The organism is Mycobacterium sp. NGS63, from assembly GCF_059812295.1.
In genome coordinates this window covers 155,303-180,290 of sequence record NZ_JCALCJ010000007.1, presented here as the reverse complement: position 1 = coordinate 180,290, position 24,988 = coordinate 155,303, and the positions used below count along the sequence as shown (strand labels likewise).

Annotated in this window: 28 protein-coding genes; 10 read left to right on the top strand and 18 right to left on the bottom strand. The window is 70.1% G+C overall.

Annotated features, from left to right (window positions below):
• Positions 1-6: 6 nt before the first annotated feature.
• Genes AC5Y4Z_RS19310 through AC5Y4Z_RS19295 form a run of 4 tightly spaced genes read right to left on the bottom strand, consistent with a single transcriptional unit; the run spans position 7 to position 3,690 of the window.
• Positions 7-831 (bottom strand): thioesterase family protein, encoded by an 825-nt coding sequence (locus AC5Y4Z_RS19310; protein ID WP_499966231.1) that lies wholly within the window; start codon positions 829-831, stop codon positions 7-9.
• A gap of 13 nt (positions 832-844) precedes the next feature.
• The gene (locus tag AC5Y4Z_RS19305; RefSeq protein WP_499966230.1) at positions 845-1,687 is read right to left on the bottom strand and encodes a sugar phosphate isomerase/epimerase family protein; all 843 of its coding nucleotides are present in this window, start codon (positions 1,685-1,687) and stop codon (positions 845-847) included.
• Positions 1,688-1,714: 27 nt separating this feature from the next.
• Entirely contained in the window at positions 1,715-2,677 is a 963-nt protein-coding gene (locus AC5Y4Z_RS19300; protein WP_499966228.1) for an Rv0497 family membrane protein, read from the bottom strand.
• Positions 2,674-3,690, bottom strand: coding sequence for a Ppx/GppA family phosphatase (locus AC5Y4Z_RS19295; protein WP_499966226.1), 1,017 nt, complete (start codon positions 3,688-3,690; stop codon positions 2,674-2,676). Before AC5Y4Z_RS19295 ends, AC5Y4Z_RS19300 begins: the two co-directional genes overlap by 4 nt.
• A 72-nt stretch (positions 3,691-3,762) precedes the next feature.
• Between AC5Y4Z_RS19295 and AC5Y4Z_RS19290 the strand changes: the two genes are divergently transcribed.
• The 4 genes from AC5Y4Z_RS19290 (at position 3,763) to AC5Y4Z_RS19275 (ending at position 6,847) form a co-directional block, all read left to right on the top strand.
• The gene (locus AC5Y4Z_RS19290; protein WP_499966225.1) at positions 3,763-4,557 is read left to right on the top strand and encodes a DUF3109 family protein; all 795 of its coding nucleotides are present in this window, start codon (positions 3,763-3,765) and stop codon (positions 4,555-4,557) included.
• A 14-nt stretch (positions 4,558-4,571) separates the two neighbouring features.
• Positions 4,572-5,519: a tocopherol cyclase family protein gene (locus tag AC5Y4Z_RS19285; protein WP_499966224.1), complete on the top strand. Its 948-nt coding sequence runs from the start codon at positions 4,572-4,574 to the stop codon at positions 5,517-5,519.
• 160 nt (positions 5,520-5,679) lie between these two features.
• On the top strand, positions 5,680-6,171 hold the full coding sequence (locus AC5Y4Z_RS19280) for an NUDIX hydrolase (RefSeq protein ID WP_499966222.1): 492 nt from the start codon (positions 5,680-5,682) through the stop codon (positions 6,169-6,171).
• Complete coding sequence (locus AC5Y4Z_RS19275; protein ID WP_499966220.1) at positions 6,164-6,847, top strand: hypothetical protein; 684 nt, start codon at positions 6,164-6,166, stop codon at positions 6,845-6,847. Before AC5Y4Z_RS19280 ends, AC5Y4Z_RS19275 begins: the two co-directional genes overlap by 8 nt.
• A gap of 2 nt (positions 6,848-6,849) precedes the next feature.
• Here the strand turns inward: AC5Y4Z_RS19275 and regX are convergent, their stop codons facing one another.
• The 6 genes from regX to AC5Y4Z_RS19245 form a co-directional block, all read right to left on the bottom strand.
• Positions 6,850-7,533 carry a two-component sensory transduction protein RegX gene (regX, locus tag AC5Y4Z_RS19270; protein ID WP_499966218.1) on the bottom strand — a complete coding sequence of 228 codons (684 nt, stop codon included), beginning with the start codon at positions 7,531-7,533 and terminating at the stop codon, positions 6,850-6,852.
• Between the two features lie 49 nt (positions 7,534-7,582).
• Positions 7,583-8,803 (bottom strand): sensor histidine kinase, encoded by a 1,221-nt coding sequence (locus AC5Y4Z_RS19265; protein ID WP_499966217.1) that lies wholly within the window; start codon positions 8,801-8,803, stop codon positions 7,583-7,585.
• A gap of 121 nt (positions 8,804-8,924) precedes the next feature.
• Positions 8,925-9,674, bottom strand: coding sequence for a phosphoglyceromutase (locus AC5Y4Z_RS19260; RefSeq protein ID WP_499966215.1), 750 nt, complete (start codon positions 9,672-9,674; stop codon positions 8,925-8,927).
• A 96-nt stretch (positions 9,675-9,770) separates the two neighbouring features.
• On the bottom strand, positions 9,771-10,292 hold the full coding sequence (locus tag AC5Y4Z_RS19255; protein ID WP_499966213.1) for a type III secretion system chaperone family protein: 522 nt from the start codon (positions 10,290-10,292) through the stop codon (positions 9,771-9,773).
• Entirely contained in the window at positions 10,289-11,620 is a 1,332-nt protein-coding gene (mshA, locus tag AC5Y4Z_RS19250; protein WP_499966211.1) for a D-inositol-3-phosphate glycosyltransferase, read from the bottom strand. The genes AC5Y4Z_RS19255 and mshA overlap by 4 nt, the downstream gene beginning before the upstream one ends.
• Positions 11,621-11,672: 52 nt before the next feature.
• Positions 11,673-12,935 carry an ROK family protein gene (locus AC5Y4Z_RS19245; RefSeq protein WP_499966209.1) on the bottom strand — a complete coding sequence of 421 codons (1,263 nt, stop codon included), beginning with the start codon at positions 12,933-12,935 and terminating at the stop codon, positions 11,673-11,675.
• Positions 12,936-13,167: 232 nt separating this feature from the next.
• On the opposite strand from AC5Y4Z_RS19245, the gene AC5Y4Z_RS19240 reads away from it, so the two are divergent.
• Positions 13,168-13,917, top strand: a complete 750-nt coding sequence (locus AC5Y4Z_RS19240) for an SDR family NAD(P)-dependent oxidoreductase (RefSeq protein ID WP_499966207.1) — start codon at positions 13,168-13,170, stop codon at positions 13,915-13,917.
• Here the strand turns inward: AC5Y4Z_RS19240 and AC5Y4Z_RS19235 are convergent.
• Positions 13,901-15,262: a L,D-transpeptidase gene (locus AC5Y4Z_RS19235; RefSeq protein WP_499966205.1), complete on the bottom strand. Its 1,362-nt coding sequence runs from the start codon at positions 15,260-15,262 to the stop codon at positions 13,901-13,903. The genes AC5Y4Z_RS19240 and AC5Y4Z_RS19235 overlap by 17 nt on opposite strands.
• Positions 15,263-15,300: 38 nt before the next feature.
• A complete protein-coding gene (locus AC5Y4Z_RS19230; RefSeq protein ID WP_499966204.1) occupies positions 15,301-16,392 on the bottom strand; it encodes a UDP-N-acetylmuramate dehydrogenase in 1,092 nt (363 codons plus the stop codon).
• Between the two features lie 26 nt (positions 16,393-16,418).
• Between AC5Y4Z_RS19230 and AC5Y4Z_RS19225 the strand changes: the two genes are divergently transcribed.
• Genes AC5Y4Z_RS19225 through AC5Y4Z_RS19215 form a run of 3 tightly spaced genes read left to right on the top strand, consistent with a single transcriptional unit; the run spans position 16,419 to position 18,842 of the window.
• Complete coding sequence (locus AC5Y4Z_RS19225) at positions 16,419-16,925, top strand: DUF2505 domain-containing protein (RefSeq protein ID WP_499966203.1); 507 nt, start codon at positions 16,419-16,421, stop codon at positions 16,923-16,925.
• Between the two features lie 10 nt (positions 16,926-16,935).
• Positions 16,936-17,772 (top strand): carbon-nitrogen hydrolase family protein, encoded by an 837-nt coding sequence (locus AC5Y4Z_RS19220; RefSeq protein ID WP_499966202.1) that lies wholly within the window; start codon positions 16,936-16,938, stop codon positions 17,770-17,772.
• Positions 17,769-18,842 (top strand): LmeA family phospholipid-binding protein, encoded by a 1,074-nt coding sequence (locus tag AC5Y4Z_RS19215; RefSeq protein WP_499966200.1) that lies wholly within the window; start codon positions 17,769-17,771, stop codon positions 18,840-18,842. The genes AC5Y4Z_RS19220 and AC5Y4Z_RS19215 overlap by 4 nt, the downstream gene beginning before the upstream one ends.
• 134 nt (positions 18,843-18,976) lie before the next feature.
• Here AC5Y4Z_RS19215 and deoC read toward each other — a convergent pair whose 3' ends face one another.
• The 6 genes from deoC to AC5Y4Z_RS19185 all read right to left on the bottom strand — a co-directional run bounded on the left by deoC (position 18,977) and on the right by AC5Y4Z_RS19185 (position 23,074).
• Positions 18,977-19,663, bottom strand: coding sequence for a deoxyribose-phosphate aldolase (gene deoC / locus AC5Y4Z_RS19210; RefSeq protein WP_499966199.1), 687 nt, complete (start codon positions 19,661-19,663; stop codon positions 18,977-18,979).
• Complete coding sequence (locus tag AC5Y4Z_RS19205; RefSeq protein ID WP_499966198.1) at positions 19,663-20,073, bottom strand: DUF2599 domain-containing protein; 411 nt, start codon at positions 20,071-20,073, stop codon at positions 19,663-19,665. Before AC5Y4Z_RS19205 ends, deoC begins: the two co-directional genes overlap by 1 nt.
• A gap of 4 nt (positions 20,074-20,077) precedes the next feature.
• Entirely contained in the window at positions 20,078-20,341 is a 264-nt protein-coding gene (locus AC5Y4Z_RS19200; RefSeq protein ID WP_499966375.1) for a DUF2516 family protein, read from the bottom strand.
• Positions 20,342-20,436: 95 nt separating this feature from the next.
• Positions 20,437-21,027, bottom strand: a complete 591-nt coding sequence (gene hbhA / locus AC5Y4Z_RS19195; protein WP_499966197.1) for a heparin-binding hemagglutinin HbhA — start codon at positions 21,025-21,027, stop codon at positions 20,437-20,439.
• Between the two features lie 189 nt (positions 21,028-21,216).
• Positions 21,217-21,636 (bottom strand): helix-turn-helix domain-containing protein, encoded by a 420-nt coding sequence (locus AC5Y4Z_RS19190; RefSeq protein ID WP_499966196.1) that lies wholly within the window; start codon positions 21,634-21,636, stop codon positions 21,217-21,219.
• A gap of 88 nt (positions 21,637-21,724) precedes the next feature.
• A complete protein-coding gene (locus AC5Y4Z_RS19185) occupies positions 21,725-23,074 on the bottom strand; it encodes a DUF445 domain-containing protein (protein ID WP_499966194.1) in 1,350 nt (449 codons plus the stop codon).
• A gap of 132 nt (positions 23,075-23,206) precedes the next feature.
• Here AC5Y4Z_RS19185 and AC5Y4Z_RS19180 point away from each other — a divergent pair, with 132 nt between their 5' ends.
• Positions 23,207-23,914: a TetR/AcrR family transcriptional regulator gene (locus AC5Y4Z_RS19180; RefSeq protein ID WP_499966193.1), complete on the top strand. Its 708-nt coding sequence runs from the start codon at positions 23,207-23,209 to the stop codon at positions 23,912-23,914.
• Entirely contained in the window at positions 23,907-24,917 is a 1,011-nt protein-coding gene (locus AC5Y4Z_RS19175; RefSeq protein ID WP_499966191.1) for a prenyltransferase, read from the top strand. The genes AC5Y4Z_RS19180 and AC5Y4Z_RS19175 overlap by 8 nt, the downstream gene beginning before the upstream one ends.
• The last annotated feature ends 71 nt before the right edge of the window (positions 24,918-24,988 follow it).

Here is a 24,988-nt window from a genome sequence, read left to right as displayed (position 1 = left end):
CGCGGGCTAGCCGGCGGCAGGGACCAACGCCAATTGCCGCGCCTGCACGACGAGGCGGCCCAGGCTGTCCACGACGATGTGGTCCTCGTCGAACCAGTCGTGGCCGATTTCCATGCAGGTCGCGATGATTCGCAGCCAGCCGTCGGCCGGCAGGGCCCGCAGGAAGGCGGTGAGCTGGACGGTGGGTGCCCAGCCGGTGCGGTCCACGGCGAAGGTCACCGGCGCCGACAGGTCGCCGCACATGAGCGCGAACAGCGCGTCGGGGGCCACGCCGCGGGGTCGCGCCCACATCTGGATCACCGGCGGGCCGCCGCCGTCGCCGGGCCGCATCGTCGACAACAGGGGCCGCACGTCGCAGCCCTCCCCCAGGTGCACCAGCCCCGCCAGGGGGTGGCCGGGCCCGATCGGCTCCACGTCGTCGGGCGGTTCGGGCGCCATGAGATCGATGACCGGGTTCGCCGAGAGCAGCGGCCCAACGGAGCCCCCGGGCGGAAAGTGTTCCGGCTCGCCCAGGTTGACGACGGCGTGCACCGCCGTGCGGTCGTCCTGCATCAGCTCGACGTCGACGACGCTGATCCGGCGGCCCCGCTTGCGGATCGAGGTCACCAGCTGCATGACGCCCGGATCGGGAGCCGACAGGAAGCTCGCCGACACGGCGACCGGCTCAAGGCCGACCGAGCCGCAGGCGGTGCGGGCGGCGTTGGCGCACAGGGCCAGCATCGCGCCGCCGTGCACCTTGGGCCCGATCGTCCAGCGCTTGTCGAGCTCACCCTCGTACAGGCCGGCCCCGGCCTCCCGCAACGCCATCGCGGCGGTGAATAACGCGTTCATGTAGCTCCTGGTCTCACCGCATGAGATGGGTGCGGGCGAACTGCAACGATTCGACGAGCATGGCCTCGCGCTCGTGGGCCGAGCGCGCGCTGGACGTGGACACCTCCAGGATCACGTGCCCGGCGAACCGGCCGCCGGCCAGCAGCTGGCACACCTCGGCGGCGGGTTGCGTGCCGCGCCCGGGCACCAGGTGCTCGTCGACGGGCAGCCCGTTGCCGTCGCACAGGTGCAGGTGAACCAGGCCCGCGCCCATCCGCCGGGCCATCTCCAGCGAGTCGGTGCCCGCGGTCGCGGTGTGGGACAGGTCGAGCGTGAAATGGGCGTGGTTGCCGTCCAGCGGGTCGTAGGACGGCGAGAACGCCGAGATGGCCGGGCCCGGGCCGCCGCCGCGGCGGCGCATCCGTTCCAGCGACTGGCCGGTCCCGAAAAACCGGTCCGCCCGGAACGGGAACATGTTCTCCACGGCGACCAGCACGGCGCTCGCGGCTTCCAGGTCAGACACCTGCTCGCTGAAACCCTCGGCGTAGCGGCGCTGCCAGCGGAACGGCGGGTGGACGACGACGGTTTGGGCCTCCAGCTTCTCGGCGGCCCGCACGCTGCGTTCCAGCTTGGCGATCGGGTTGGCGCCCCACACCCGCTGCGAGATCAGCAGGCAGGGCGCGTGCACGGACAACACCGGGACGCGGTAGCGCCGGGACAGCTTCTTGACCGCGTCGATGTCCTGGCTGACCGACTCGCCCCACACCATCAGCTCGACCCCGTCGTAACCGAGCCTGGCCGCGTATTCGAAGGCGGCCTCGGCCCGCAGCGGGTACACCGAGGCCGTCGACAGGCCGACTTTGATTGCTGGGCGCAATGGTCTTGTGGGTTCTGGTTGGGGTGCCTAGCCCGACTGCAACGACAGCACCAGCGGGCCCAACGTGATCAGCGCCCCCACCGCGACGGCGATCAGCGTGCTGGCGATGTCCTCGGTCTTGCGAACCACCCGGACCCCCACCACCAGGCCGAGGATGACCAGCACCGAGAGCACCAACGCCACGATGCTGTTCCACCGCCACAGCTCGTCGAAGGCGACGAACAGGCCGGCCCCGAAGGCCACGGCCAGGATCGACTGGAACACGATCAGGCTCCCGCGCCACAGCGACTCGAGCCGGCCGGGCGCTGCGCGCCGCTCCTCGGCCTCGGTGTCGAGGTCGTCGTCGCGTTCTTCTTCGGTCCGCGCGTCCACCGACTGCTCCGAGCGGCGTCGGGCCACCTCGTCGGCCAGGGTCTGCCCGCCGAACAGCGTGGAGTCCGACTGCAGGTAGGAGCGCACGTAGGCGGAATCCTCGGAGTCGGGTTCGGCCTCGCGGACCTCGGAGTCCATCACGTCCACCGGGATGTCGGCGTAGTGCTCGAGCGGGTCGGGACTCATGTCCTCGGCACCGGACTGGCCGGCGCGGTCCTCGGTGTGCGGCACCGGCCGCGGGTAGGCGCTGCGTTCCGGCCCGGTCAGGCGCTGGGGCTGCGGCGGCGACTTGGGCCAGCGCGGCTCGGGTTCGGACCAGTACGCGGCTTTCTCGGCGGCCGGTTCGGCGGCGGCCTCGGGGGCCGGTTCGGCGACCTGCACGCCCGCGCCGGCGTCGTGCTCGTCGTCGTGCTCGTCCTGCTCGTCGTCGCGGACGACCGGGATCTCACCGGTGAGCTCGGCGACCGTCACCGCGTCGCTGTCGCCGCGCCGGCGGCGCCGCCGCCGGGTGACCGCCGGGGCGCCGATCGTCCCATTCCTGGCCAGCAGTTCGGCCACCGAGATCGGCCTGGTACCGGGCGCCTCTTGTTCCGTGGTCTCGGAGTGTGGTCCGGTCATGATTTGTCGCCTCTCGATCGGCTCGCGTTCCGATCAGATTTCTGATCTCCAGCATCGCGCACCGAACTCTCGACGAGTGCAGTTCCATCGGCTTCGCTGTCGAGTTTGCGCAAGATGAGACCCTCCCGTAACGCCCACGGGCAGATATCCACCGCGTCGATCGACAGCACTCGCATACTTGCCTCCGCCACCAGCGCACCCGCCACGATCTGCGGCGCCCGCTCGGCGCTCACTCCTTCCAACTCAGCCCGGTCGGCGGTCGTCATCCTAGAGATGAAAGATATGAGTTGTCTGAGGCCGTTTGCTGTGAGCGTCCTCTTCACCCGCGGCCCGGCCGCCGACGGCGCCGCCCCGGTCAGCCGCGCCAGCGACCGGAACGTCTTCGACGTCGCGACCGCGAGGTCGGGGGCGCCGGCATCGAGCACGGTCTCGCAGGCCTCCGCCAGCTCGGCGTCCAGCCAGTCCCGCAGCATCGCCACCCGGCGCCGGCCGGGCGGATCGTCGGGCAGCCACTCGCGGGTCAGCCGGCCCGCGCCCAGCGGCAACGACAACGCGACCTCGGGCTCCTCGTCGACGCCGCTGGACAACTCCAGCGAGCCGCCGCCGATGTCCAGGTTGATGATGCGCCCCGCGCTCCAGCCGTACCACCGGCGCACCGCCAGGAACGTCAGCCGGGACTCGTCGACGCCGCGCAGCACCTCCAGCTCGACGCCGGTCTCCTTGCGCACCCGGGACAAGACGTCGTCGGAGTTCTTGGCGTCGCGCACCGCCGATGTGGCGAAGGCCATCAGCTCCGCGCAGCCGGAGCTGTCGGCGATCTTGGCGAACTCGTCGATCGTCGACACCAGCTTGTCGGCGCCGCGCTTGGTGATCTTCCCCGACTCGTCGATGGATTCCGACAGGCGCAGCGTGGCCTTCGTCGAACTCATCGGCGTCGGGTGCCCGCCCCGGTGGGCATCGACCACCAGCAGATGGACCGTGTTACTGCCCACGTCGAGCACGCCTAACCGCACAGCAACAACCTAGTGGTGGGCGGCTCGCGTCGCAGGCAGAGGTCGCTCGTGTTGTGGTCTAACGTTGACGGAATGGGGAATTCGCACCCGGCGACGGGCCACTTCGGAAAAGAGGTCGAGTTGGACTTCGCCCGTGAATGGGTCGAGTTCTACGACCCGGACAACCCCGAGCATCTGATCGCGGCCGACCTCACCTGGCTGCTGTCGCGCTGGACGTGTGTGTTCGGCACGCCTGCCTGCCGCGGCACGGTGGCGGGCCGCCCCAACGACGGCTGCTGCTCGCATGGCGCGTTCCTGTCCGACGACGACGACCGCGCCCGGCTCGACGACGCGGTGAAGACGCTGACCGACGACGACTGGCAGTTCCGCGAAAAGGGCTTGGGCCGCAAGGGCTATCTGGAACTCGACGAGCACGACGGACAGCCCTCCTACCGCACCCGCAAATACAAGGACGCCTGCATCTTCCTCAACCGGCCGGGCTTCGCCGCCGGCGCCGGGTGCGCGTTGCACACCAAGGCCCTCAAACTGGGTGTGCCGCCGCTGACGATGAAGCCCGATGTCTGCTGGCAACTGCCGATCCGCCGCAGCCAGGAATGGGTGACGCTGCCCGACGGGACCGAAATTCTCAAAACCTGGGTCACCGAATACGATCGCCGCGGCTGGGGGTCCGGCGGCGCCGACCTGCACTGGTATTGCACCGGCGACCCGGCCGCCCACACCGGCGCCAAGCAGGTATGGGAAAGCCTGGCCGACGAACTCACCGAACTGCTGGGCGCCAAGGCCTATGCCGAGCTGGCCGCAATGTGCAAGCGCCGCAGCAGGTTAGGGCTCATCGCGGTGCACCCGGCGACGCGCATCGCCGAATAGCGGCGCCGGGGCTGGTGGACGACGAACTGCGCTCGGCGGCGGCTCCGCGCTGGCGGGGCACGGCCGGCCGCCTGGAGGTCTGGTATGCCACCCTGTCGGATCCGCTCACGCGAGCCGCATTGTGGATTCACTGCGAGACGGTGGCGCCGCTGCAGGCTGCCCCATACGCCCATGGCTGGGCGACCTGGTTCCCGCCCGACGGCCCGCCGCGCACCGAGCGATTCGGCCCCGAACCCGCCCGGCCCGCGGCCGGGGCGGCGTGGTTCGACGCGGCCGGGGTGCAGGTGGCCCACGAAAGGCTGACGGGCCGCGCCGGATCGCTGGCGTGGGACCTGTCCTGGACGGACGACGGCGCGCCGCTGTGGACGTTTCCCCGCGCGGTGTGGGAGCGGGAATTGCTGCCCGGCGCCCAGGTGGTCCTCGCGCCGACCGCCGAGTTCTCCGGATCGCTGACCGCCGACACCGACTTGCGTCTTGAGGGCTGGCGCGGCTGCGTCGCGCACATCTACGGGCACGGCAACGCCAAACGCTGGGGCTGGCTCCATGCCGACCTCGGCGGCGACGACGTCGTCGAAGCCGTCACGGCGGTGTCGCACAAACCGGGGCTGCGCAGGCTGGCGCCGCTCGCGTTCGTCCGCTTCCGCGTCGACGGAACAGATTGGCCCACAAGGTTTTTGCCGTCGCTGCGGATGCGGACGACGCTGGGTGTGCGGCATTGGCAGCTGGAGGGACGCATCGGCGGGCGCCGGGTGCTGATCAGGGTCGACCAGCCGCCGGAGCGGTGCGTGAGCCTGGGCTACACCGATCCCGACGGCGGCGAGGCGGTGTGCACGAACACCGAGCAGGCCGACATTTACGTCGACATCGACGACCGGCACTGGTCGGTGCTGGGCACCGGGCACGCCGAAGTCGGGCTGCGCGGCGCCGCGGCGCCCGCCATCAACGAACGGGCCGCGTCGTGAGCCGCGCCCGGTGATCGCGTGTGAATCCTGGGCTTCGAGTGTGAAACGTGGGCGGAAAAATCGCGAAAATCCCGCCACCAGTTCACTCTCAACGCCAGGGTTTCACGCTCGTTGCGGCCGGGAAGGCTTGGCAGCCACACTCGTGTGTTAAGAACGGTGAGTGCCGGTCCCCGACTTCATCGTCGAGCTTCGCCGCGCGATCGGGCACGCGCCCTTGTGGTTGGCCGGCGTTACCGCGGTTACGATCCGCGATCGAAAAGTGCTGCTGGTCAAGCGCTCGGACAACGGCGCCTGGACGGCGGTGACGGGAATCGTCGAACCCGGAGAGAACCCCGCGGATTGCGCCGCGCGTGAAGTCCGCGAAGAAACCGGGGTCAGCGTGCGGGCCACCAGGCTCGCGTGGGTGCACGTGACTAAGCCTGCCGTACATGCCAACGGCGATCATGCGCAGTATCTGGATCATGTATTCCGCATGCAGTGGCTGTCCGGCGAGCCGTTCGCGGCAGACGACGAGTGCACCGATGCGGCGTGGTTCGGTCTCGACGAGCTTCCGCCGATGACGGCGGACATGCGACGGCGTATCACGTTGAGCGCCAGCGACAATGTGCGAACGGTCTTCGACAGCGACGGCCCGACGGGATCGTATGGATGATCCGTTCGCATGGATAATCGACGCCATACATCCATTCGAGTACGACGTCGCTTCGTTGGTACCCCCGGTTTTCGAGGCGTACGCGCGAGTGTTCCACCCCGCGTACGAGATACAGATGCCCGAGCCGCACTATCCTGTCTCGTGGAGGGCGGTGGCGAAGGCCAACAACCGAATCGCGCACGCGGCCATGGAATGGGGCTCGCTGGTCGGGTCTTGGCGGCTACGGGATCAGCCGGGCGTCTGGGACTATCCGCCGGATACTGGTCGGCTTCCGGTTCCCACTACCGAGCGGCTCAGCCGGATACTGAGGCAACATTCGCGGACCGATCGGGTGTGGTACGCCCTGTGGAACGGCTATGGAGTGGAGATACCGGATGCCGATCTGATTGAACTGCCACATCGTCCGGTGTATGTGCTGGCCAGATCAATTGAGGACGCGTCACAACCGTTCGGGCAGCCGGGCCGTACCGCGAACTTGTGGTGGACGAGCGATCGGCGCTGGTGTGTGGCCACCGACATCGATCTGATGACGACATATGTGGGTGGCAGCAGCGATTGCATCCAGGCGATCGTCGACAGCGACGCGCTGGAAGCCTTTTCGGTCACCAGCGATCAACGCGTCACATGGGACGCCGACACGATCAACCCACTTCCCGATCCGCCGTACGAGCTTTGAGGCTAGCCCTCGAGCTTGTACCCCAGGCCCCGCACCGTGACGAGATGCACCGGGTTGGCGGGATCGGCTTCGATCTTGGACCGCAGGCGCTTGACGTGGACGTCGAGCGTCTTGGTGTCACCGACGTAATCGGCCCCCCAGACCCGATCGATCAGCTGCCCACGGGTCAGCACCCGCCCACTGTTGCGCATCAGGTATTCGAGAAGGTCGAATTCCTTCAGCGGCAACGTGATTGTGTCGCCGTTGACCGAGACGATGTGGCGCTCGACATCCATCCGGACCGGGCCGGACTCCAGCACGCCGTCGCCGATTTCGGAGTCGTCGTCGCCGCCGCGGCGCAGCACCGCGCGGATCCGCGCGATCAGCTCCCGCGCCGAATACGGTTTGGTCACATAGTCATCCGCGCCGAGCTCCAGGCCGACGACCTTGTCGATCTCGCTGTCGCGCGCGGTCACCATGATCACCGGGACGCTGGAACGGGCGCGCAACTGCTTGCAGACGTCGGTGCCCGACATCCCGGGCAGCATCAGGTCGAGCAGGACGATGTCGGCGCCAACGCGATCGAATTCGGCCAGCGCCGTTTGGCCGTCGGTCACCACGGTGGCTTCGAAGCCCTCCTTGCGCAACAGGAATGCCAGCGGATCGGCCAGCGACTCCTCGTCCTCCACGATCAGCACACTGGTCATGCGCGCCACTCCTCTTCATCGCTACGCTCTGCATCGTCGTTAGCGCGGGTCATGCGCTCAGTTCTTCCTCTCGTTGTGAGCCCCTGGGCCGCAGCTCACGACCCCGGGGTTGGTCGGCTTTCTCGTCGCCGTCTTGGTAGGCCGGAATGGACAGGGTGAAGGTCGACCCGGTCCCGGGCTTGCTCCACACGCCGATGCTGCCATTGTGGTTGGCCGCAACGTGTTTGACGATCGCAAGGCCCAGGCCGCTGCCGCCGGTGGCCCGCGACCGCGCCTTGTCGCCGCGGAAGAACCGCTCGAAGACCCGCGCTTGGTCCTCCAACGCGATCCCGATGCCGCGGTCGGTCACGGCGATCTCGATGTTGTCACCGCGGCGGCGGCGGCTGACCGACACCGGCGAACCCGGCGGCGAATAGGCGATCGCATTGGACACCAGGTTGGCCAGCGCGGTCACCAGCAGCCGTTCGTCGCCCAGCACCCGCAGGCCGCTGGGCGCGTCGGTGCGAATCTCGATGTCAGCGTTGTCGGCGGCCACCTTGTGGCGTGAAATCGCTTCGGACACAACGGTGTCCACCTCGACGTCGGTCACGTTGCGCAACCGCTCGGCGCCTTCCAGCCGGGACAACTCGATCAGCTCGCCGATCATGTCCCCCAGCCGGTTCGCCTCGACGAGCACCTTCTCGGCGAAGCGGCGGACGGTTTCGGAGTCGTCGGCGGAAGCCAGCAGGGCCTCGGCCAGCAGCGCCATGGCGCCCACCGGCGTCTTGAGCTCGTGGCTGACGTTGGCCACGAAGTCGCGCCGGGTCGCCTCCATGCGGGCGTAGTCGGACTGGTCGTGAACGAACACCACCGCGAAGCGGCGGTCCTCCTCGCTCAACAGCCGCGCATGCCCGTGCACCGACAGCCCGGACCGGCCGCCCACGCGCTTGGGCCGGCGCAGGTCGAACTCGACGTCGGCGCCGGTGAGTGCCTGCTGCGCGGCCTGCCAGGCCTGGTTGTCCAGCTGCCGGTCGCGCACCAGGCCCAGTTCCCTGGCCCGGTCGTTGAGGTAGACCACGTCGCGGTGCGCGTCCACCACCGCGGCGCCCAGCGGCATCTGGGCCACGATGCGTTGCAGCATCTGCGCCACCGTGATGCCCGTCCATTCGGTGGCGACCTGCCGTCGGTGCGCGACCGCCCGCGGCGCCCACCGCACCCCGGCCGCAACGCCTACGGCGAGCGCCAGCACGGACAAGACCCCGGCCAGCAACAGGGCCGAGAACACGGTCACGTACCAAATTCTACAAATCTGGTGAACGCCGCCCTAGCGCAGCGAGGCCAAAATCGGACAAGTCACACCCTGCGCCACAGGTGTTCGGCTTCCGTTCACGCGATGTTTGGCAAACGCGTGTTTAGCCCCGCCCCTGGCCGGCCACGGCGGCGGCGCCGGCCGCGGCGGCCTCGGGGTCCAGATAGGTCCCGCCGGGCTGCACCGGCCGCAGGTCGGCGTCCAGGTCGTAGCGCAGCGGGATGCCGGTCGGGATGTTCAGCCCGACGATCTCCTCGTCGGACATGCCGTCCAGGTGCTTGACCAGGGCGCGCAGCGAGTTGCCGTGCGCGACGATCAGCACCGTCTTGCCGGCCCGCAGGTCGGGGACGACGACGTCGGTGAAGTACGGCAGGAAACGCACGACGACGTCGGCCAGGCACTCGGTCAGCGGGCCGCCGCCGATGTTGGCGTAGCGGGCGTCGGTGTCCTGACTGAACTGGCTGCCGCTCTCGATCGGCGGGGGCGGCGTGTCGTAGCTGCGCCGCCACGCCATGAACTGCTCCTCGCCGTAGCGCTCCTTGGTCTCGGCCTTGTTCAGGCCCTGCAGCGCGCCGTAGTGGCGTTCGTTGAGCCGCCAGCTGCGCCGCACCGGGATCCACAGCCGGTCGGCGGCGTCCAGCGCCAGGTGCGCGGTGGTGATCGCGCGGCGCAGCAGCGAGGTGTACAGCACGTCGGGCAACAGGTGGTGTTCGGCCAGCAGTTCGCCGCTGCGGACCGCCTCGGCGCGGCCCTTTTCCGTCAGCCCGACGTCGACCCAGCCCGTGAACAGGTTGCGGGCATTCCAGTCGCTCTCGCCGTGACGCAGCAGTACCAGCGTCGCAGTGTCACCCATGCCGGTCAGTCTCTCACGGCGCGTGAGGACCGCCGCGAGCCGAACCTGACTGCGAATTTCTGCCGGATGTCTCGCAGTGCGGTTCGGCTCGCGGCGCTAATCGTCATCGTCGTCGTCGATGAGGTGCGCGAAGGCCTGCAGGTTCTTCAGCGACTCCCCGCGGGACACCCGCCACTCCCACTCTTTCTGGATCGACGACCGAAAACCCAACTCCAGCAACGTATTAAAGTCCGAGTCGACGGCCTCGAGCACCTGGCCGAGCACCCGGTCGATCTCGTCGGCGTCCACCGACGCCAGCGACATGCGGCCCACCAGATAGATGTCGCCGACGTTGTCCAGCGTGTAGGCGACGCCGTAGAGCCGGCGGTTGCGCCGCAGCAGAAACCGGTAGACGCCCTCGTGGTTCTCGTCGGGCTTGCGGCACACGAACGCCTCCACGCGCACCGAATGCTCGCCGACGCTCAGGATGGTGTTGGTCTTGAGCTTGCGCTCGCCGGGCAGTTCCACCACCAGCCCGGGTAGTCCGCCGTGCGCGCCGGGGAACTCCGAGTAGGTCAGCCCGTTGGCCTGCAGCGTGCGCTCGATCAGCGACCGCACGTCCTCGGCCGCAGGACTCACGCGCCGACCCCGCGACGCGTCGACCACAGGCGCGGCTTGCGCATCGCCGCCCGGTCCCGGACCCGACGCTGGCGCAGGGCGGTGAAGTCGCCGATCGCGCGCCGATAGCTGGCCAGCAGGGCGTCGGTGGTGTTCTCCCAGGAGAAGGTGGCCGCGTGCGCGGCGGCCGCGCGGCTCATCGCGTCGGCTCGCGGGGCGGGCAGGCGCAGCAGCCGGTCGAGGGCGTCGGCCCAGTCGCCGACGTCGTGTCCGGACACCAGCGTGCCGGACACCCCGTCGGCCACCGCCACCGGCAGACCGCCGACCGCGGCGGCCACCACCGGGGTGCCGCACGCCTGCGCCTCGAGGGCAACCAGGCCGAACGACTCCGAATAGCTCGGCACCGCAACGAGATTGGCGGCACGAAACAGGGTGGCGAGGTCCTCGCGGGACTGCGGCGGCAGGAACGTCACCCGCTCGGTGATGCCGAGTTCGTCGGCCAGCCGCACCAGTCCGTCCGGGGAGGCCATCCCGCTGCCCGACGGCCCGCCGGCCACCACGATGCGCAGCCCGGGCAGCTTGGCCGCGGCGCGCAGCACGATGTCGGGGGCCTTCAGCGGCTGGATCCGCCCGACGAACGCCACCACATCCTCGTCGGCCGGCAGGCCCAGTGCGGCGCGGGCCGCCCGCCGGTCACCGGGGCGGAACGCGTCCAGATCCACACCGGGATGCACCACGTCGATGCGCGCCGGGTCGGCGTGATGGATCGAGATCAACTGCCGGGCCTCGTCGTCGGTGTTGACGATCAGCCGGTCGGCCTCGTCGACGACCTGCTGCTCCCCCACCGTGCGCAGGGGCGGCTCGGGCGCGTCCCCGTCGGCGAGGGCCGCGTTTTTCACCGCGGCCAGGGTGTGGGCGGTGTGCACCAACGGCACGGCCCAGCGATCGCGGGCCAGCCAGCCGACCTGCCCCGAAAGCCAGTAATGGGAATGCACGATGTCGTAGTGGCCCGGGTCGTGGGACGCCTCGGCGCGCAGCACGCCGGCCGCGAACGCACACAGCTGGGTCGGCAGGTCGTACTTGTCCAGGCCCTCGAACGGCCCGGCGACCACGTTGCGGACCAGCACGCCCGGCGCCACCCGCGCGACCGGCGGGTCGGCCGACGCGGTGGCCCGGGTGAAGATCTCCACCTCGATGCCGCGCCGGGCCAGGTGCAGGGCGGTCTGCAGTACGTAGACGTTCATGCCGCCGGCGTCGCCGGTGCCCGGCTGGGCCAGCGGCGAGGTGTGCACCGCCAGCACCGCAACCCGGCGAGGGTCTTTCACCCGGAAGACGTCGTCGTGGCGCACGCTCTCATCTTTACAGGACGGCTCGCGGCCAGGCCCAAGCGCGCTGGTCGCGTTACGCGGGCGACTCGTCGGCCGCGACCTCCCGCAGCCGCGTCTCCAGCGCCCCGGCGCGCCGCATCGCGGCCAGCGGGTCGGCGTAGAGCCCGCCCAGCGACACCGCCCCGGCCCCGGCCTCCTGCACCCGGTTGCCGAAGGCGGCGACGCGGATATCGCGGGGGGCCAGCAGCGAGCGCGCCGCGAACGCCGCCTCGACATGCTCCATCGCCTCGGGGTACTCGGTGAAAGCCTGGCCGCCGACCACCAGCTCGTCGGGGTTGAGCATGTCGCGCAGCAGCGCGACCGCCTCGCCGAGCACCCGGGCCCGCTCCACCAGCAGGTCTTTGGCCTGCTGGTTGCCGGCCCGGGCCACCCGCAGCAGGTCGGTCAGCGCGGTGGTGGAACCCGAGCCGCGCGATCCGGGCGCCGCGGGCGGGGGGCCGGGCAGGATCTTCAGCCGGCGCGCGGCCGCCAGCACCGCCTCGTCGCTGACGGTCGACTCCAGCTGCCCGGTGCCGCCGAGCAGCTCGGAATGCACGGGCAGCGCCGCGATGGTGCCCGGGCCGCTGGCCGGGCAGTGCACCCGGCCGCCGATCACCAGCGCGTAACCCACGGTCTCGCGGGCGTAGACGTACAGGCTGGTCGGCGAGCTCGGCGCGAATCGCCGCAGGCCCAGCAGCAGCTCGGCGCCGGCCATGGCGTCGACGTGGGAGGCCACCGACAGCGGCAGGCCCACCGCGTCGGCCAGCACGGGCCCGACGGGCGCCTGCCGCCAGCCGAGCCGCGGGTGGTCGACGAGGCCGCTGGCGCTGTCCACGGTGCCACCGATGGCCACCCCGACCCACAGCGGGCGCCGGCGGTGCCAGCGCCGCAGGTACCGGCAGGCGCTGTCGGCCAGCGACGCCAACGCGGGCCCGGCGGGGCTGAGCGGCGTCGGGGTCTCGACGGTGTCCAGCGTGCGGCCGAACAGGTCGGTGGCCACGATGCTGGTGGTGCGCGCGCCGATGTGGATGCCCAGCGTCACGAACGGTTCGTGGTTGATCTCCACCGGCACCCGCGGGCGGCCGATGGCCCCGGACACGGCCAGGTCGGCGCGCTCGCGCAGCAAACCGGCGTCGAGCAGCGCGATGACCTGGCGGTTGACGGTGGCAATGCTCAGCGACGTGACCGCGGCGATGACATCACGACCGACCGGGCCGCGCAACCGCACGGCCCGAAAGACGGACGCCGCCGCCGAATCGGAGATATGCAACGCGGGCGGCAGGATGTGACGATGCATCCGAACACCGCCTTTGCGGCCGGGTGAATGGTGGCTATGGGTGAGAGTAGTCGAGCGCACGAGCGTCCTTTGTCCGAATTCCTGATGGCCGGCTTGGCCACACCTGAAGGTCAGGAGCGGCAAAGTGCGCGGCAACAACACGCACTCGCCGCGCAAAGACACGCGGCGGTGTTGTTGATCAGGGCGCTGTGGTGCACCCCGAGAATTTAGCACGTTCACTAAAGTTGTTCCGGTGAATGCGACTCGGCGGTCTCAACGGGTGGCCGTGGTCACCGGTGCCAGTTCGGGTATCGGTGAGGCGACCGCCAAAACGCTTGCTGCACAAGGGTTTCACGTGGTCGCCGTGGCGCGCCGGGCCGAGCGCATCAACGCACTGGCAGGCGAGATCGGCGGCAGCGCCGTTGTGGCCGACGTCACAGACGACGCCGCCGTGCAGGCGCTGGCCGGCCAATTGGGCCGGGTGGACGTGCTGGTGAACAACGCCGGCGGCGCCCGGGGCCTGGAACCGGTGGCCGACGCCGACCTCGAGCACTGGCGGTGGATGTGGGAGACCAACGTGCTGGGCACGCTGCGGGTCACCCGCGCGCTGCTGCCCCGGCTGATCGACTCCGGCGACGGCCTGGTCGTCACCGTCACCTCGGTGGCCGCGATTGAGACCTACGACGGCGGCGCCGGCTACACCGCGGCCAAGCACGCCCAGGGCGCGCTGCACCGCACGCTGCGCGGCGAGCTGTTGGGAAAACCGGTGCGGCTGACCGAGATTGCGCCGGGCGCGGTCGAAACGGAGTTCTCGCTGGTGCGCTTCGACGGCGACCAACAGCGCGCGGACGCCGTCTACACCGGGATAACCCCGCTAACGGCGACCGACGTCGCCGAGGTGATCGGGTTCGTGGCCTCGCGGCCCTCCCACGTCAACCTGGACACGATCGTCCTGCGGCCGCGCGACCAGGCCACCGCGTCGCGGTTTAACCGCCGGGCCTAGACGTCGTCGTGGTCGTCGTCGTGGTGGGGGTGCCCGACAGGGTCGGGGCGTCCGTCGGGGTGACCGGGGCGGTGACGGGGATCTGCGACGCGGGCGGGTGGGCCGTGGGCGGCGGCAGCGCCGACATGGCCACCCAGGTGTCCCAGTCCACGGCCCAGTCCCAGATGTCGCCGTCGGAATAGGACAGCTGGATCGAGCTGCCGGTCACCTCGACCGGGTCGCCGTACATCGCGGTGTGGTAGTACTCCTCGGCGTCACCGGTGGACAGGTTGATGCAGCCGTTGGTGACGTTGGTGTTGCCCTGGGCGCCGGAGCTGGCGGGGTTGGCGTGAATGAACTCGCCGTTGTTGGAGATGCGCACCGCCCAGCGCTCGTGGATGTTGCTGTACCCGGCGGCCGGGTTGGACATGTAGAAGTCGGAGTACTTCTCGGTGACCACGTGGATGCCGTTGCGGGTGACGTTGCGGGCCTTGTCGGCCTCGCCGTAGCTGCACGGGAAGTCCATGATGACGCCGGCGTCGGTGACGACCTGGATGCGGTGCGAGGACACCTCGGCCTTCACCACCTGCCGCCGGCCGATCTGGATGTGCAGGGAGATGTCGTCGGCGCCGTACGCGCCGTCACCGAACGGCCGCCCGTAGAGCTTGGCGTCGACGTTGACGGTGGTGCCGGCCGGGTAGTACTCGCGGGGGCGCCAGTGCACGCGCGCGCCCTGCGCCTCGTCGGGCAGCCAGGCCCAGCTGCCCTCGACGGGCGGGTTGGTGGTGACTGTGAGGGCCTTCTCGACGTTGGCCTTGTCGCTGATCGGCGCGTCGAACTGGATGATGATGGGCGCGGCCACCCCGACGGTCTGGCCGTCGGCCAACTGGAAGCCGCCGCCGATCTTCTTGGTCGGCGACACGGTGGTGAACTTGCCGGACACCGGGATCGCCTTGCCGTCGTGGCCGACGGCCGAACCGGTCCAGGTGTAGGTCGCGTCGTAGCCCAGCGGCTCGGTGGTCGTGTAGACGGTGCGGTCGGCGTTGAACGCCCCGGCAACCGCCTTGCCCGACGAGTTTGTCAGCGCCACCTTCTGGAACCAGCCGTCGCTGACCTGGACGCTGATCGGCGCGATCGGGACCACGTCGGTCGTGGCCGGGGCCGGCTCGAATTTCAGCTGCGGGGCCGGCGTCTCCTTCTTCTCGGCCTGCTTGGCCACCGGCCCGGCACAGGCAGCCAGCGCGCTGGGCACGAACACGCCGAGTCCCAGGGCCGTCAAGGCCAGGCGCCGGTTGATCGGCGGCGGGGAATCCGAAGTGCTCACGACACATAAAGATACCGGGAGAAAAGACCCCAACCGCGCCACGACAATTCGAGGTCGCGGTGCAATTCGCGGGTTAACCGCTACAGCCTGCAGCCGAGCAGAACGGGCTCGGGTTGCAGTGTGATGCCAAACACATCACGGACCCCGTCGCGGACCGTTCGGGCCAGCGCGATGACGTCCGCGGCGGTGGCGCCGCCGCGGTTCGTCAGTGCCAGCGCGTGCTTGGTCGACAACCGGCAGGGCGCGGCGTCGTCCTCGGGATAGCCCTTGGTGAACCCCGCCCGCTCCACCAGCCAGCCCGCGGCCAGCTTGACGCCGTCGGGCACCGGGAAGTGCGGGACCGGCGCATCGACGGTGTCCGCCAGCCGCTCGTAGACCGCCGGCGCGACGACCGGGTTGGTGAAGAACGAACCCACACTCCAGGTGTCGTGGTCGGCGGCGTCGAGGACCATGCCCTTGCGCGCCCGCAGCGTCAGCACCGCCTCGCGGACGGCCTTCGGGTCGGCGCGCTCGCCTGCGGTGGCGCCCAGCGCGGCCGTCAGCTCGCCGTAGCGCAGCGGCGCGCTGCGCCCCGAGGCGTCCAGCGCGAACTCGACTTCCAGTACCACGGAAGGGATTTCGCGTCCCGACTCGCCCGACCGCTTGAAAACGCTGGTGCGGTAACCGAAGCCCAACTCGCCGCCCGGCACCCAGCGCACCGCGCCGTCGGCGCGGTCCAGGACCCGCACCCGGGTGATGGTGTCGGACACCTCCGCCCCGTAGGCCCCCACGTTCTGCACCGGGGTGGCCCCGGCCGATCCGGGGATGCCGGACAGGCATTCCAGCCCGCCCAGCCCGTGCTCGATGGTCTTGACCACCACGTCGTCCCACACCGCGCCCGCCTCCGCGCGCACCACGTTGCCGTCGATGGTGATGGCGTCGTTCGCCAGTCGCACGGCGGTCAGATCGGTCAGCGTGTCGGCGATCACCAGGTTGGAGCCACCGGCAAACACCAGCGGCGGCCCGTCGCCCGCTGCGGAGCCGGAGTCCAGCCGCCCCAGGACGGCGACCGCCTGCTCGGTGCTGGTGCACGTGATCAGCCGCCGCGCGACCGGCCCGACCCGCAGGGTCGTCAGCGGCGCCAGCGGTACCGCCTCGGCGACATGCGCACCGGCAAAGAGCGAACCGCCCACAGGCCGTAACGGTAGCCTGGCCAGCTATGCCGCGCTCATTCGACTTGTCGGCCGACTACGAGAACAGCGTCGAAGAGATCCATCGGGCCTTCCTGGAGGAGGGGTACTGGAAGGCCAGGCTGGCCGACATTCCCGTCGACGAGGCGCGGCTGGAGTCGATGCGGATCGACGACGGCACCGTCGAGGTGGTCACCCTGCAACTGGTGCGCAGCCACAACCTGCACGCCCTCGTCAAGCAGCTGCACCGCGGCGATCTGTGCGTCCGGCGCAAGGAGGCGTGGGGACCGGTCACCGACGGCGCGGCGGCGGCGTCCATCGCGGGCTCGATCGAGGGCACCCCGGTGACCGTGTCGGGCACCGCCGACCTGTCACCGCTGGAGTCCGGCGGCGCGCGGCTTGAGTTCCGCATCACCGTGCAGGTCCGGGTCCCGCTCATCGGCGGCAAGGTGGAGCGGCTGATCGGCGCCCAGCTGGCCGAGCTGGTGAGCCGCGAACAACGCCTGACCGCGGAGTGGATCGCCACCCACGCCTAGGCTGATTGCCATGCGAGTCGCGTTGGCGCAGATCCTCAGCGGCAGCGATCCGGCGGCCAACCTGCAGCAGGTGCGCGAGTACACCGGCCGGGCCGCCGACGCGGGCGCCGCGCTGGTGATCTTCCCGGAGGCGACCATGTGCCGGTTCGGCGTCCCCCTGGCGCCGGTGGCCGAGCCGGTCGACGGGCCCTGGGCCGACGGGGTGCGGCGGATCGCGACCGAGGCCGGGATCGCCGTCGTCGCGGGCATGTTCAGCCCCGCCGGCGACGGGCGGGTGACGAACACGCTGATCGTGGCCGGGCCGGGCGCACCCAACCGGCCCGACGCCCACTACGACAAGATCCACCTCTACGACGCGTTCGGCTTCACCGAGTCGCGCACGGTCGCGCCGGGCCGCGAGCCGGTGGTGGTCGAGGTCGACGGGGTGGCGGTGGGGTTGAGCGTTTGCTACGACGTCCGCTTCCCGGCGCTCTACACCGAGCTGGCCCGCCGCGGCGCCCAGCTGATCGTCGTCTGCGCGTCCTGGGGATCCGGGCCCGGCAAGCTCGAGCAGTGGACGCTGCTGGCCCGGGCCCGCGCGCTGGACTCGATGAGCTACGTGGCCGCCGTCGGTCAGGCCGACCCAGGCGAGGCCGCGACCACGTCCGGGTCGGGCGCGCCGCTGGGGGTGGGCGGCAGCCTGCTGGCCTCGCCGCTGGGTGAGGTGGTGGCCTCCGCCGGTGCCGACCCGCAGCTGGTGGTCGCCGACATCGACGTCGAGCGGGTGGCCGCGGCCCGGGACAGCATCGCGGTGCTGCGAAACCGTTCGGACTTCGCTCAGTTGGATAGGGCAGAATCGGTCAAGTGACGAACCCGCAAGGACCACCGGACGAGGGCCCGTCGACGTGGGCTCGTCCCAGCAACCAGGGCCCCTTCGGCCAGCCCCCCACCGAGCGGCCGACCGAGCGGATCGGCACCGGCGGCCCGGGCCACGTCCCGCCGCCCGACCCGGCTCAGGCGCCGCCGACGGCCGCGTTGGGTCAGGAGCCCGGCTACCAGACGGAACGGACCGAGCAGCTGAGCTCGCCCAATGCGGCCGTGCACCGGCCCGGCCCCCCGCCGCCACCGAGCTCGGCCGCGGCCCCGACGGATCAGCTGGCTGCTCCGACCGAGGAACTGGCACCGGTGAAAAGAAAACGTCGCTTCCTGCGCGACCCGCTGTCCATCCTGCTCGTCTGCGTCATCGTCTTCGCGCTCATCATCGCGGGGCTGATCGGGGCCGAGCTGTACGTGCGTCACGTGGCGGACAAAAAGGTCGCCGAAGCCGTGGCCTGCGAGGTCAAGGACCAGGCCACCGCGTCGTTCGGCGTGACGCCGCTGATGCTGTGGCAGCAGATGACCAAGCACTACACCAACATCTCGGTGCAGACGGCCGGCAACAACGTCCGCGACGCCAAGGGCATGAAGCTCTCGATCAACATCAAAGACGTGCGGTTGCGGTCGACGGCCAACTCGAAGGGCACCGTCGGCTCACTGGACGCCACCATCACCTGGACCAGTGACGGCATCAAGCAGTCGGTGCAGAACGCGATCCCGGTCCTGGGTCCTTTCGTCACCAACAGCGTGACCACTCATCCGGCCGACGGGACCATCGAGTTGAAGGGGATGCTGGACAACATCACGGCCAAGCCGGTGGTGTCCGGTAACGGGATCGAGCTACAGATCGTCAGCTTCAACGCGCTCGGCTTCACGCTGCCCAAGGAGTCCGTGCAGTCCACGCTCAACGACTTCACGTCGAACCTGACCAAGAACTACCCGCTGGGGATCCACGCCGACAGCGTGCAAGTCACGGATACCGGTGTGACGAGCCACTTTTCGACGCAGAACGCCACCATCCCCAACGACAACAGCAACGACCCCTGCTTCGCCCACCTCTGAGCGCGCAAGGGTGAACTCACGGCTTTGGGTGTGAACTCACGGCTTTCGGTGTGAGTGCAGGGCGGGATTTCGGGCGATCGCGTCGCCCTCGCTTCACAGCCGACGCCATGGCTTCACAGTCGGCGCCGCGCGCGCTAGCTTTCGGGGTCCAGCCCGTCGAGCACGGCCCGGGTGCCGGATAGGCCCAGCCGGGTCGCGCCGGCGTCCAGCATCGCCAGTGCGTCGGCGGCGGTGCGGATGCCGCCGCTGGCCTTGACGCCCAGCCGCCCGCCGACGGTCTCGGCCATCAGCGCGACCGCACGCACCGATGCCCCGCCGGCGGGATGAAACCCGGTCGAGGTCTTGACGAAGTCGGCGCCGGCGTCCTCGGCGGCGCGGCACACGTCGGCGAGCGTGCGCTCGCCCGGGCCGTCCAGCAGCACCGCCGACTCCACGATCACCTTGAGCACCGCCCCCGGTATGGCCGCGCGCACCGCCTCGATGTCATTGCGCACGGCGGCGACGTCGCCGGCCAGCGCGGCGCCGACGTCGATGACCATGTCGATCTCGGCGGCGCCGTCGGCGACGGCCTGGGCGGCCTCGTGCGCCTTGACGGCCGACACGTGCTTGCCCGACGGGAAACCCGCCACCGCCGCCACCGGCACGCCCCGGCCCGCGGTGACAGCCACCGGCACCATCGACGGCGAGACGCAGACCGCGTAGACACCGAGTCCGGCGGCCTCGGCGCCCAGGGCGGCCACGTCGTCGGGGGTGGCCTCGGGTTTGAGCAGGGTGTGGTCGATCCGGGCCGCCAGCTGGGCCCGGGTGGGTCGGCTCGCCACTAGAAGGCTTCTTCGGGACCGCCGGGATTGCAGCCGGTGGCCACCATTTCGGCGTCGTCGACCACCGGGCGCCACGGCTCCAGGTTCCAGCTGGCCTTGCCCGGGCGCGCCAGTTCGGCGAACTGCCAGTGGCAGACGAACTGCGCGCGCATGCCTGGCGTGTCCGCGTCCGGCGCGGCCGCCAGCACCTCACCCCAGGCCTCGGTGACGTCCGCGTCGCCGGGCTGTCGGGACGCGGCTCGCCCGGACGGTGTGGGGAAGACCCGCAGGCTCGGCAGCCCCTGCCAGTGCACCCACTCGGTGTGGTCGACGAAGGGAGGCTGCGGAGCGGTTGCCGAATCAGCGTGAGCGGGAGGCGCGGCGAGCAGGGTGACCACCACCGCCATCAGCGCGACGAGCGGGGCCTTCATCGCGCTAGCGCGACTTGCCTTGGATTTCCAGCAGTTTCGGCCGCACGTCGACGAGGTAGATGCCGGCGGCGCCCGCCGCGATCGCCATGCCCAGCACGCCCAGCCACAGGCTGACGATGCCGCACACGCCCAGGATCACCAGCCACACCGGCTTGGTCAGCTTGTCGGCCGCGGTATAGGCGTCGGAGCGTTGCAGCGCCGCATGCACGAACGCGTACAGCACCGTCGCCAGGACGGCGAGGCTCAAGACGAACAGGACGGTATTCACGGCGGTCACGCGTCAAGCGTATGCGGCGAGCGTCCAAAACGTCGACTCCGAGCCGCCGTGGGGCGACTCGGAGTCGAGTGAGTGGTCGTGCCCGACTACTTCTGGGTGACCTTCTTGGCGGCAGCCTTCTTGGCCGGAGCCTTCTTGGCCGGTGCCTTCTTGGCGGGCGCCTTCTTGGCGGGCGCCTTCTTGGCCGGGGCCTTCTTGGGCAGCTCGATGCCGACCAGCTTGGCCGCCCGCTCACCGACCGCGCGGGTCTGCGAGGCGACGGTGCCGAGCGCCTCCTGGGTCAGCTCGACGGCCTGGTCCACATAGCCCTCGGCCCGCGCCGACGCGTCCTCGAACGGCCGCTGGCTACGCAGCCGATCGAGGGCCGCCTCGCCCCGCTCGACCAGCTCGTTGTACCGGCTGGTCGCCGCTTCGAGGTACCCCTCGGCGGCCTTGCGCAGCTCGTCCGAGGTGAACCGCTCGCGCAGCTCGGTGAGCTGCTCGGGCAGGTCCTCCTGAAGCCTGGACAGGCGTGCGCGCCGCTCCTCGACACGGCTACGGGTTTCGGTGCGGGTCTCTTCGGCCCGCTCACGCAGGTTGGCGATCAAGTCGTTGACCGTGGCCAGGGCCAAGTCGGCCGCGCCGAGCGCTGCCAGCAGCGGGGCCCGCAAGTCGTCGATGTTCGGGTTTTCGGCCATGGTGTTTCCTTCCATAATTTGTTTCGTTATCGGGGTTAGTGCCTCTGATCTGGGATAAAGGTCAAGCGGCGGCTCCTCTGGGGGAGTGGTCAGGACCGCGTGGTGACGTAGCACCCGTTCTGCTGGGTAACCAGACGGCCGGGCATCTATTCGTCACCTACCTCCGCGCGGCTCTGCGCGAGCCGCGAATCAGTCGTCGCTGTCGGATTCGCCCGGACACTCCTCAAAATTGGCTTCGTTCTGCTGGGTGAACGACGCGTAGATCTCCAGCAGGATCTGCTTCTGGCGCTCGGTGATCGCCGTGTCGGTGATGATGGCGTCGCGCACCTGGCTCGGGTCGCTGGGCTCGAGGATCCCGGCCCGCACGTAGAGCACCTCGGCGGAAACCCGCAGCGCTTTGGCGATCTGATTCAGGACGTCGGCGGACGGCTTGCGCAATCCGCGCTCGACCTGGCTCAGGTAAGGATTGCTGACACCCGACCGCTCGGCGAGCTGTCGCACCGAGACTTGCGCGTTCTCGCGCAGGTCGCGGATGAAGCTGCCGATGTCGGAGGCCATGTCGGAGGCCGCGGTGGACACCTTGGCGGAGAGCTTCTCCTCCGGTGGCATCGCGTACTCCTCGGCTCGCGGGTCGTCAATCTTTACGCGGCCCACAGTACGGGCAAGTGCTTGCTTTTGCAAGCACTTGTTAGCACCCCTAGAAAAGCAGGTGCGCGACGGCGTAGATGATCAGGCCGGCCAGCGAGCCCACCACGGTGCCGTTGATCCGGATGAACTGCAGGTCACGACCCACGTGCAGCTCGATGCGCCGGCTGGCCTCCTCGGCGTCCCAGCGCTCGATCGTGTCGGTGATGATCGCGGTGATCTCCACCCCGTACTGCGACACCAGGTGCTGGGCGGCCCGCACGATCCAGTTGTCGACCTTGTCGCGCAGGTCGGCGTCGTCGCGCAGCGACTCCCCGATCCGGACCACGGTGTCGGCGATGCGGGTGCGCAGCGCGCTGGACGGGTCGTCGACACCCTCGAGCACCAGCCGCTTGAGCGTCTTCCAGGCTGTCGCGGCCGCGTTGGCGACCTCGTCGCGCGCCATCAGCTGATCCTTGACCGCCTCGGCGCGCGCGATGGTCTCCGGGTCGTGCTGCAGGTCGCCGGCGAACTCGAACAAAAAGCGCGTCGCCGAGCGGCGCAGTTCGTGGTCGGGGTTGCGGCGCACCTTGTCGGTGAAGTCCATCAATTCGCGGTGGATGCGGTCGCCGACGAGGTGGTCGATGAACCGCGGCGACCAGGTCGGCGAGTCGCGCTCGACCACCCGCTGGATGACCTCCCCGGCGTTCAGCGACCACTGGAACGCCCGGTCGGCCAGCAGCTGGATCAGGGCCTCCTGGCGGTTCTCGGCCAGCAGGGTGCCCAGCACCCGGCCCACCGGCGGGCCCCACTGGGGTTCGGCGATGCGGCGCACGATCATCCGGTCGATCACCTGTTGGACGTCCTCGTCGCGCAAGAGTTCCACCAGCACCCGCAGCACCGTCGCCGTCTCGCTGGCCACCCGCTCGGCGTGCGCGGTCTCCGACAGCCACTTGCCGAGCCGGCTGGACACCTGGGCGTCGCGCAGCTTGGTCTCGACGACCGGCGGCGACAGGAAGTTCTCCCGCACGAAGGTGCCCAGGCCCTCGCCGAGCTGGTCCTTCTTGCGCTTGATGATCGCGGTGTGCGGTATGGGTATGCCCAGCGGGTGTTTGAACAGCGCGGTCACCGCGAACCAGTCGGCCAGGGCGCCCACCATGCCGGCCTCCGCGCCGGCGCCGACGTAACCCACCCAGTCGCCGGCGGCGGCGTGCGCCTGCGCCCAGCGGCAGGCCAGGTACACCGCGGTGGCACCGAGCAAAAAGCCCAGGGCCACCGTCTTCATCCGCCGCAGCGCCACCCGGCGCTCGGCGTCGGCCTCCGGATCGGCGCCGGCGAAGGATTCCGCCAGGGACGCGCGGGCCCGCCGGGTCGGCGGCGAACCCGGGAGGTCGCCGGGGTGCGAGGCGCGGTGTGCCACCACACCATCATGTCCCGCCGCGGCCAGTTAGTGTTACCGCCCTGCTTGAGAGGCCGCGCACGGGCGGCCCATCCGCCGAAACGGGCCCCGCAAGCCGTAGTATCGAGAGCGTCTGATGAGTGGGAAGCGGCGAGAGTGGCAGAGCGGATCCCGGCTGTGACCGTCAAGACGGATGGTCGCAAGCGGCGCTGGCACCAACACAAGGTGGAGCGCCGTAATGAGCTGGTCGACGGCACCATCGTGGCGATCCGCCGCCACGGCCGATTTTTGAGCATGGACGAAATCGCCGCGGAGATCGGCGTTTCCAAGACCGTGCTCTACCGCTACTTCGTCGACAAGAACGACCTGACCACCGCGGTGCTGATGCGCTTCGCGCAGTCGACGCTGATCCCCAACATGGCCGGGGCGCTCTCGTCCAACCTGGACGGCTTCGACCTGACCCGCGAGATCATCCGGGTGTACGTCGAAACCGTGGCCGACGAACCGGAGCCCTACCGGTTCGTGATGGCCAACAGCTCGCCCACCAAGAGCAAAGTGATCGCCGACTCCGAGCGCATCATCGCCCGCATGCTCGCGATGATGCTGCGCCGCCGCATGCAGGAGGCCGGGATGGACACCGGCGGGGTGGAGCCGTGGGCCTACATGATCGTCGGCGGCGTGCAGCTGGCCACCCACTCGTGGATCTCCGACCCGCGGATGACCTCCGACGAGCTGATCGACTACCTGACCATGCTGAGCTGGAGCGCGATCTGCGGGATCGTCGAGGCGGGCGGGTCGCTGGAGAAGTTCCGCGGGCAGCCGCATCCCTCGCCGATCGTGCCGCCGCGCGAGCCAGATGCCTGACGTGAGCGTGGGCTCACGGCTGAAGTCGTGGGGCTACGCGATCCGCACCACCAACCCGCCGCCGGACGGGCCGGTCGACGCCGTCACGCGCTGGCTCGTCGTCACCCGCGCGGCCGTGCTGCCCATGACGCTGGTCTCCGGCCTGGTCGCCGCGCTGTTGGCGGTGGGGAGGCCCGGGTTGGACTGGCGCTGGCTGGTCCTGGCCGTGCTCGGGATCACGCTGGCGCACACGGCCAACAACCTGATGAACGACCTGTACGACACGCAGGTCGGCACCGACAGCGCCGGCTATCCGCGCGCGCTGTACGCGCCGCACCCGGTGCTGTCCGGGCTGATCAGCCGACGCACGCTGGGGCTGGCGATCCTGGCGGTGAACGTCGCGGACCTGGCGATCCTGGTCACGCTGGTGTGGGCGCGCGGCTGGCCCGTGATCGCGTTCGCGCTCGGCGGGTTCGCGCTGAGCGTCGCCTACACGGCGCCGCCGCTGCGGCTGAAGAAGCGCGGCCTCGGGGAGCCGGACGTCTTCGTCGTGTGGGGCCCGCTGATGGTGTGCGGGACCTACTACTCCGCGGTGGGGGCCGTCGGCTGGGACGTCGTGCTGGCGTCGCTGCCCTATGGCCTGTTGTGCACGACGGTGTTGATGGGCAAGCACATCGACAAGATCCCCTACGACGAGCCGCTCGGCATCCGGACGCTGCCCGTCCTGCTCGGGGAGGCGCGCGCCCGGGTGGTGACGCTGGGCATGATGGTCGGCTTCTACGTGCTGGTCGCCGCCGCCGTCGCGGCGGGGGCGATGCCCTGGCCGGCGCTGGCCGTCGCGCTGGCGCTGCCGCGCCTGGTGAAGGTGTGGCCGCACTTCCGGCGCCCGCGGCCGGACGAGCCGCCGCCGAACTTTCCGGTGTGGCCGCTGTGGTACGCGGCGCTGGCGTGGGTACACGTGCGCCAGGCGGGCGCGCTGCTGGTGGTGGGCCTCGCCGTCGGGGCTGTGCTGCGGGTCTTGTGATCGGTGTGTGACGCAAAGCGGGTGTCGGCAAGGCGACTTGCACAGCCTCAACGGCTAGCATGCAGGGGATG

Excerpts from the sequence above, each read along its gene's own strand:
- AC5Y4Z_RS19310 (WP_499966231.1), bottom strand. The coding sequence starts at position 831 with ATGAACGCGTTATTCACCGCCGCGATGGCGTTGCGGGAGGCCGGGGCC.
- AC5Y4Z_RS19300 (WP_499966228.1), bottom strand. The coding sequence starts at position 2,677 with ATGACCGGACCACACTCCGAGACCACGGAACAAGAGGCGCCCGGTACC.
- AC5Y4Z_RS19290 (WP_499966225.1), top strand. The coding sequence starts at position 3,763 with ATGGGGAATTCGCACCCGGCGACGGGCCACTTCGGAAAAGAGGTCGAG.
- AC5Y4Z_RS19275 (WP_499966220.1), top strand. The coding sequence starts at position 6,164 with ATGGATGATCCGTTCGCATGGATAATCGACGCCATACATCCATTCGAG.
- regX (WP_499966218.1), bottom strand. The coding sequence starts at position 7,533 with ATGACCAGTGTGCTGATCGTGGAGGACGAGGAGTCGCTGGCCGATCCG.
- AC5Y4Z_RS19260 (WP_499966215.1), bottom strand. The coding sequence starts at position 9,674 with ATGGGTGACACTGCGACGCTGGTACTGCTGCGTCACGGCGAGAGCGAC.
- AC5Y4Z_RS19245 (WP_499966209.1), bottom strand. The coding sequence starts at position 12,935 with ATGCATCGTCACATCCTGCCGCCCGCGTTGCATATCTCCGATTCGGCG.
- AC5Y4Z_RS19225 (WP_499966203.1), top strand. The coding sequence starts at position 16,419 with ATGCCGCGCTCATTCGACTTGTCGGCCGACTACGAGAACAGCGTCGAA.
- AC5Y4Z_RS19220 (WP_499966202.1), top strand. The coding sequence starts at position 16,936 with ATGCGAGTCGCGTTGGCGCAGATCCTCAGCGGCAGCGATCCGGCGGCC.
- AC5Y4Z_RS19205 (WP_499966198.1), bottom strand. The coding sequence starts at position 20,073 with ATGAAGGCCCCGCTCGTCGCGCTGATGGCGGTGGTGGTCACCCTGCTC.
- hbhA (WP_499966197.1), bottom strand. The coding sequence starts at position 21,027 with ATGGCCGAAAACCCGAACATCGACGACTTGCGGGCCCCGCTGCTGGCA.
- AC5Y4Z_RS19190 (WP_499966196.1), bottom strand. The coding sequence starts at position 21,636 with ATGCCACCGGAGGAGAAGCTCTCCGCCAAGGTGTCCACCGCGGCCTCC.
- AC5Y4Z_RS19175 (WP_499966191.1), top strand. The coding sequence starts at position 23,907 with ATGCCTGACGTGAGCGTGGGCTCACGGCTGAAGTCGTGGGGCTACGCG.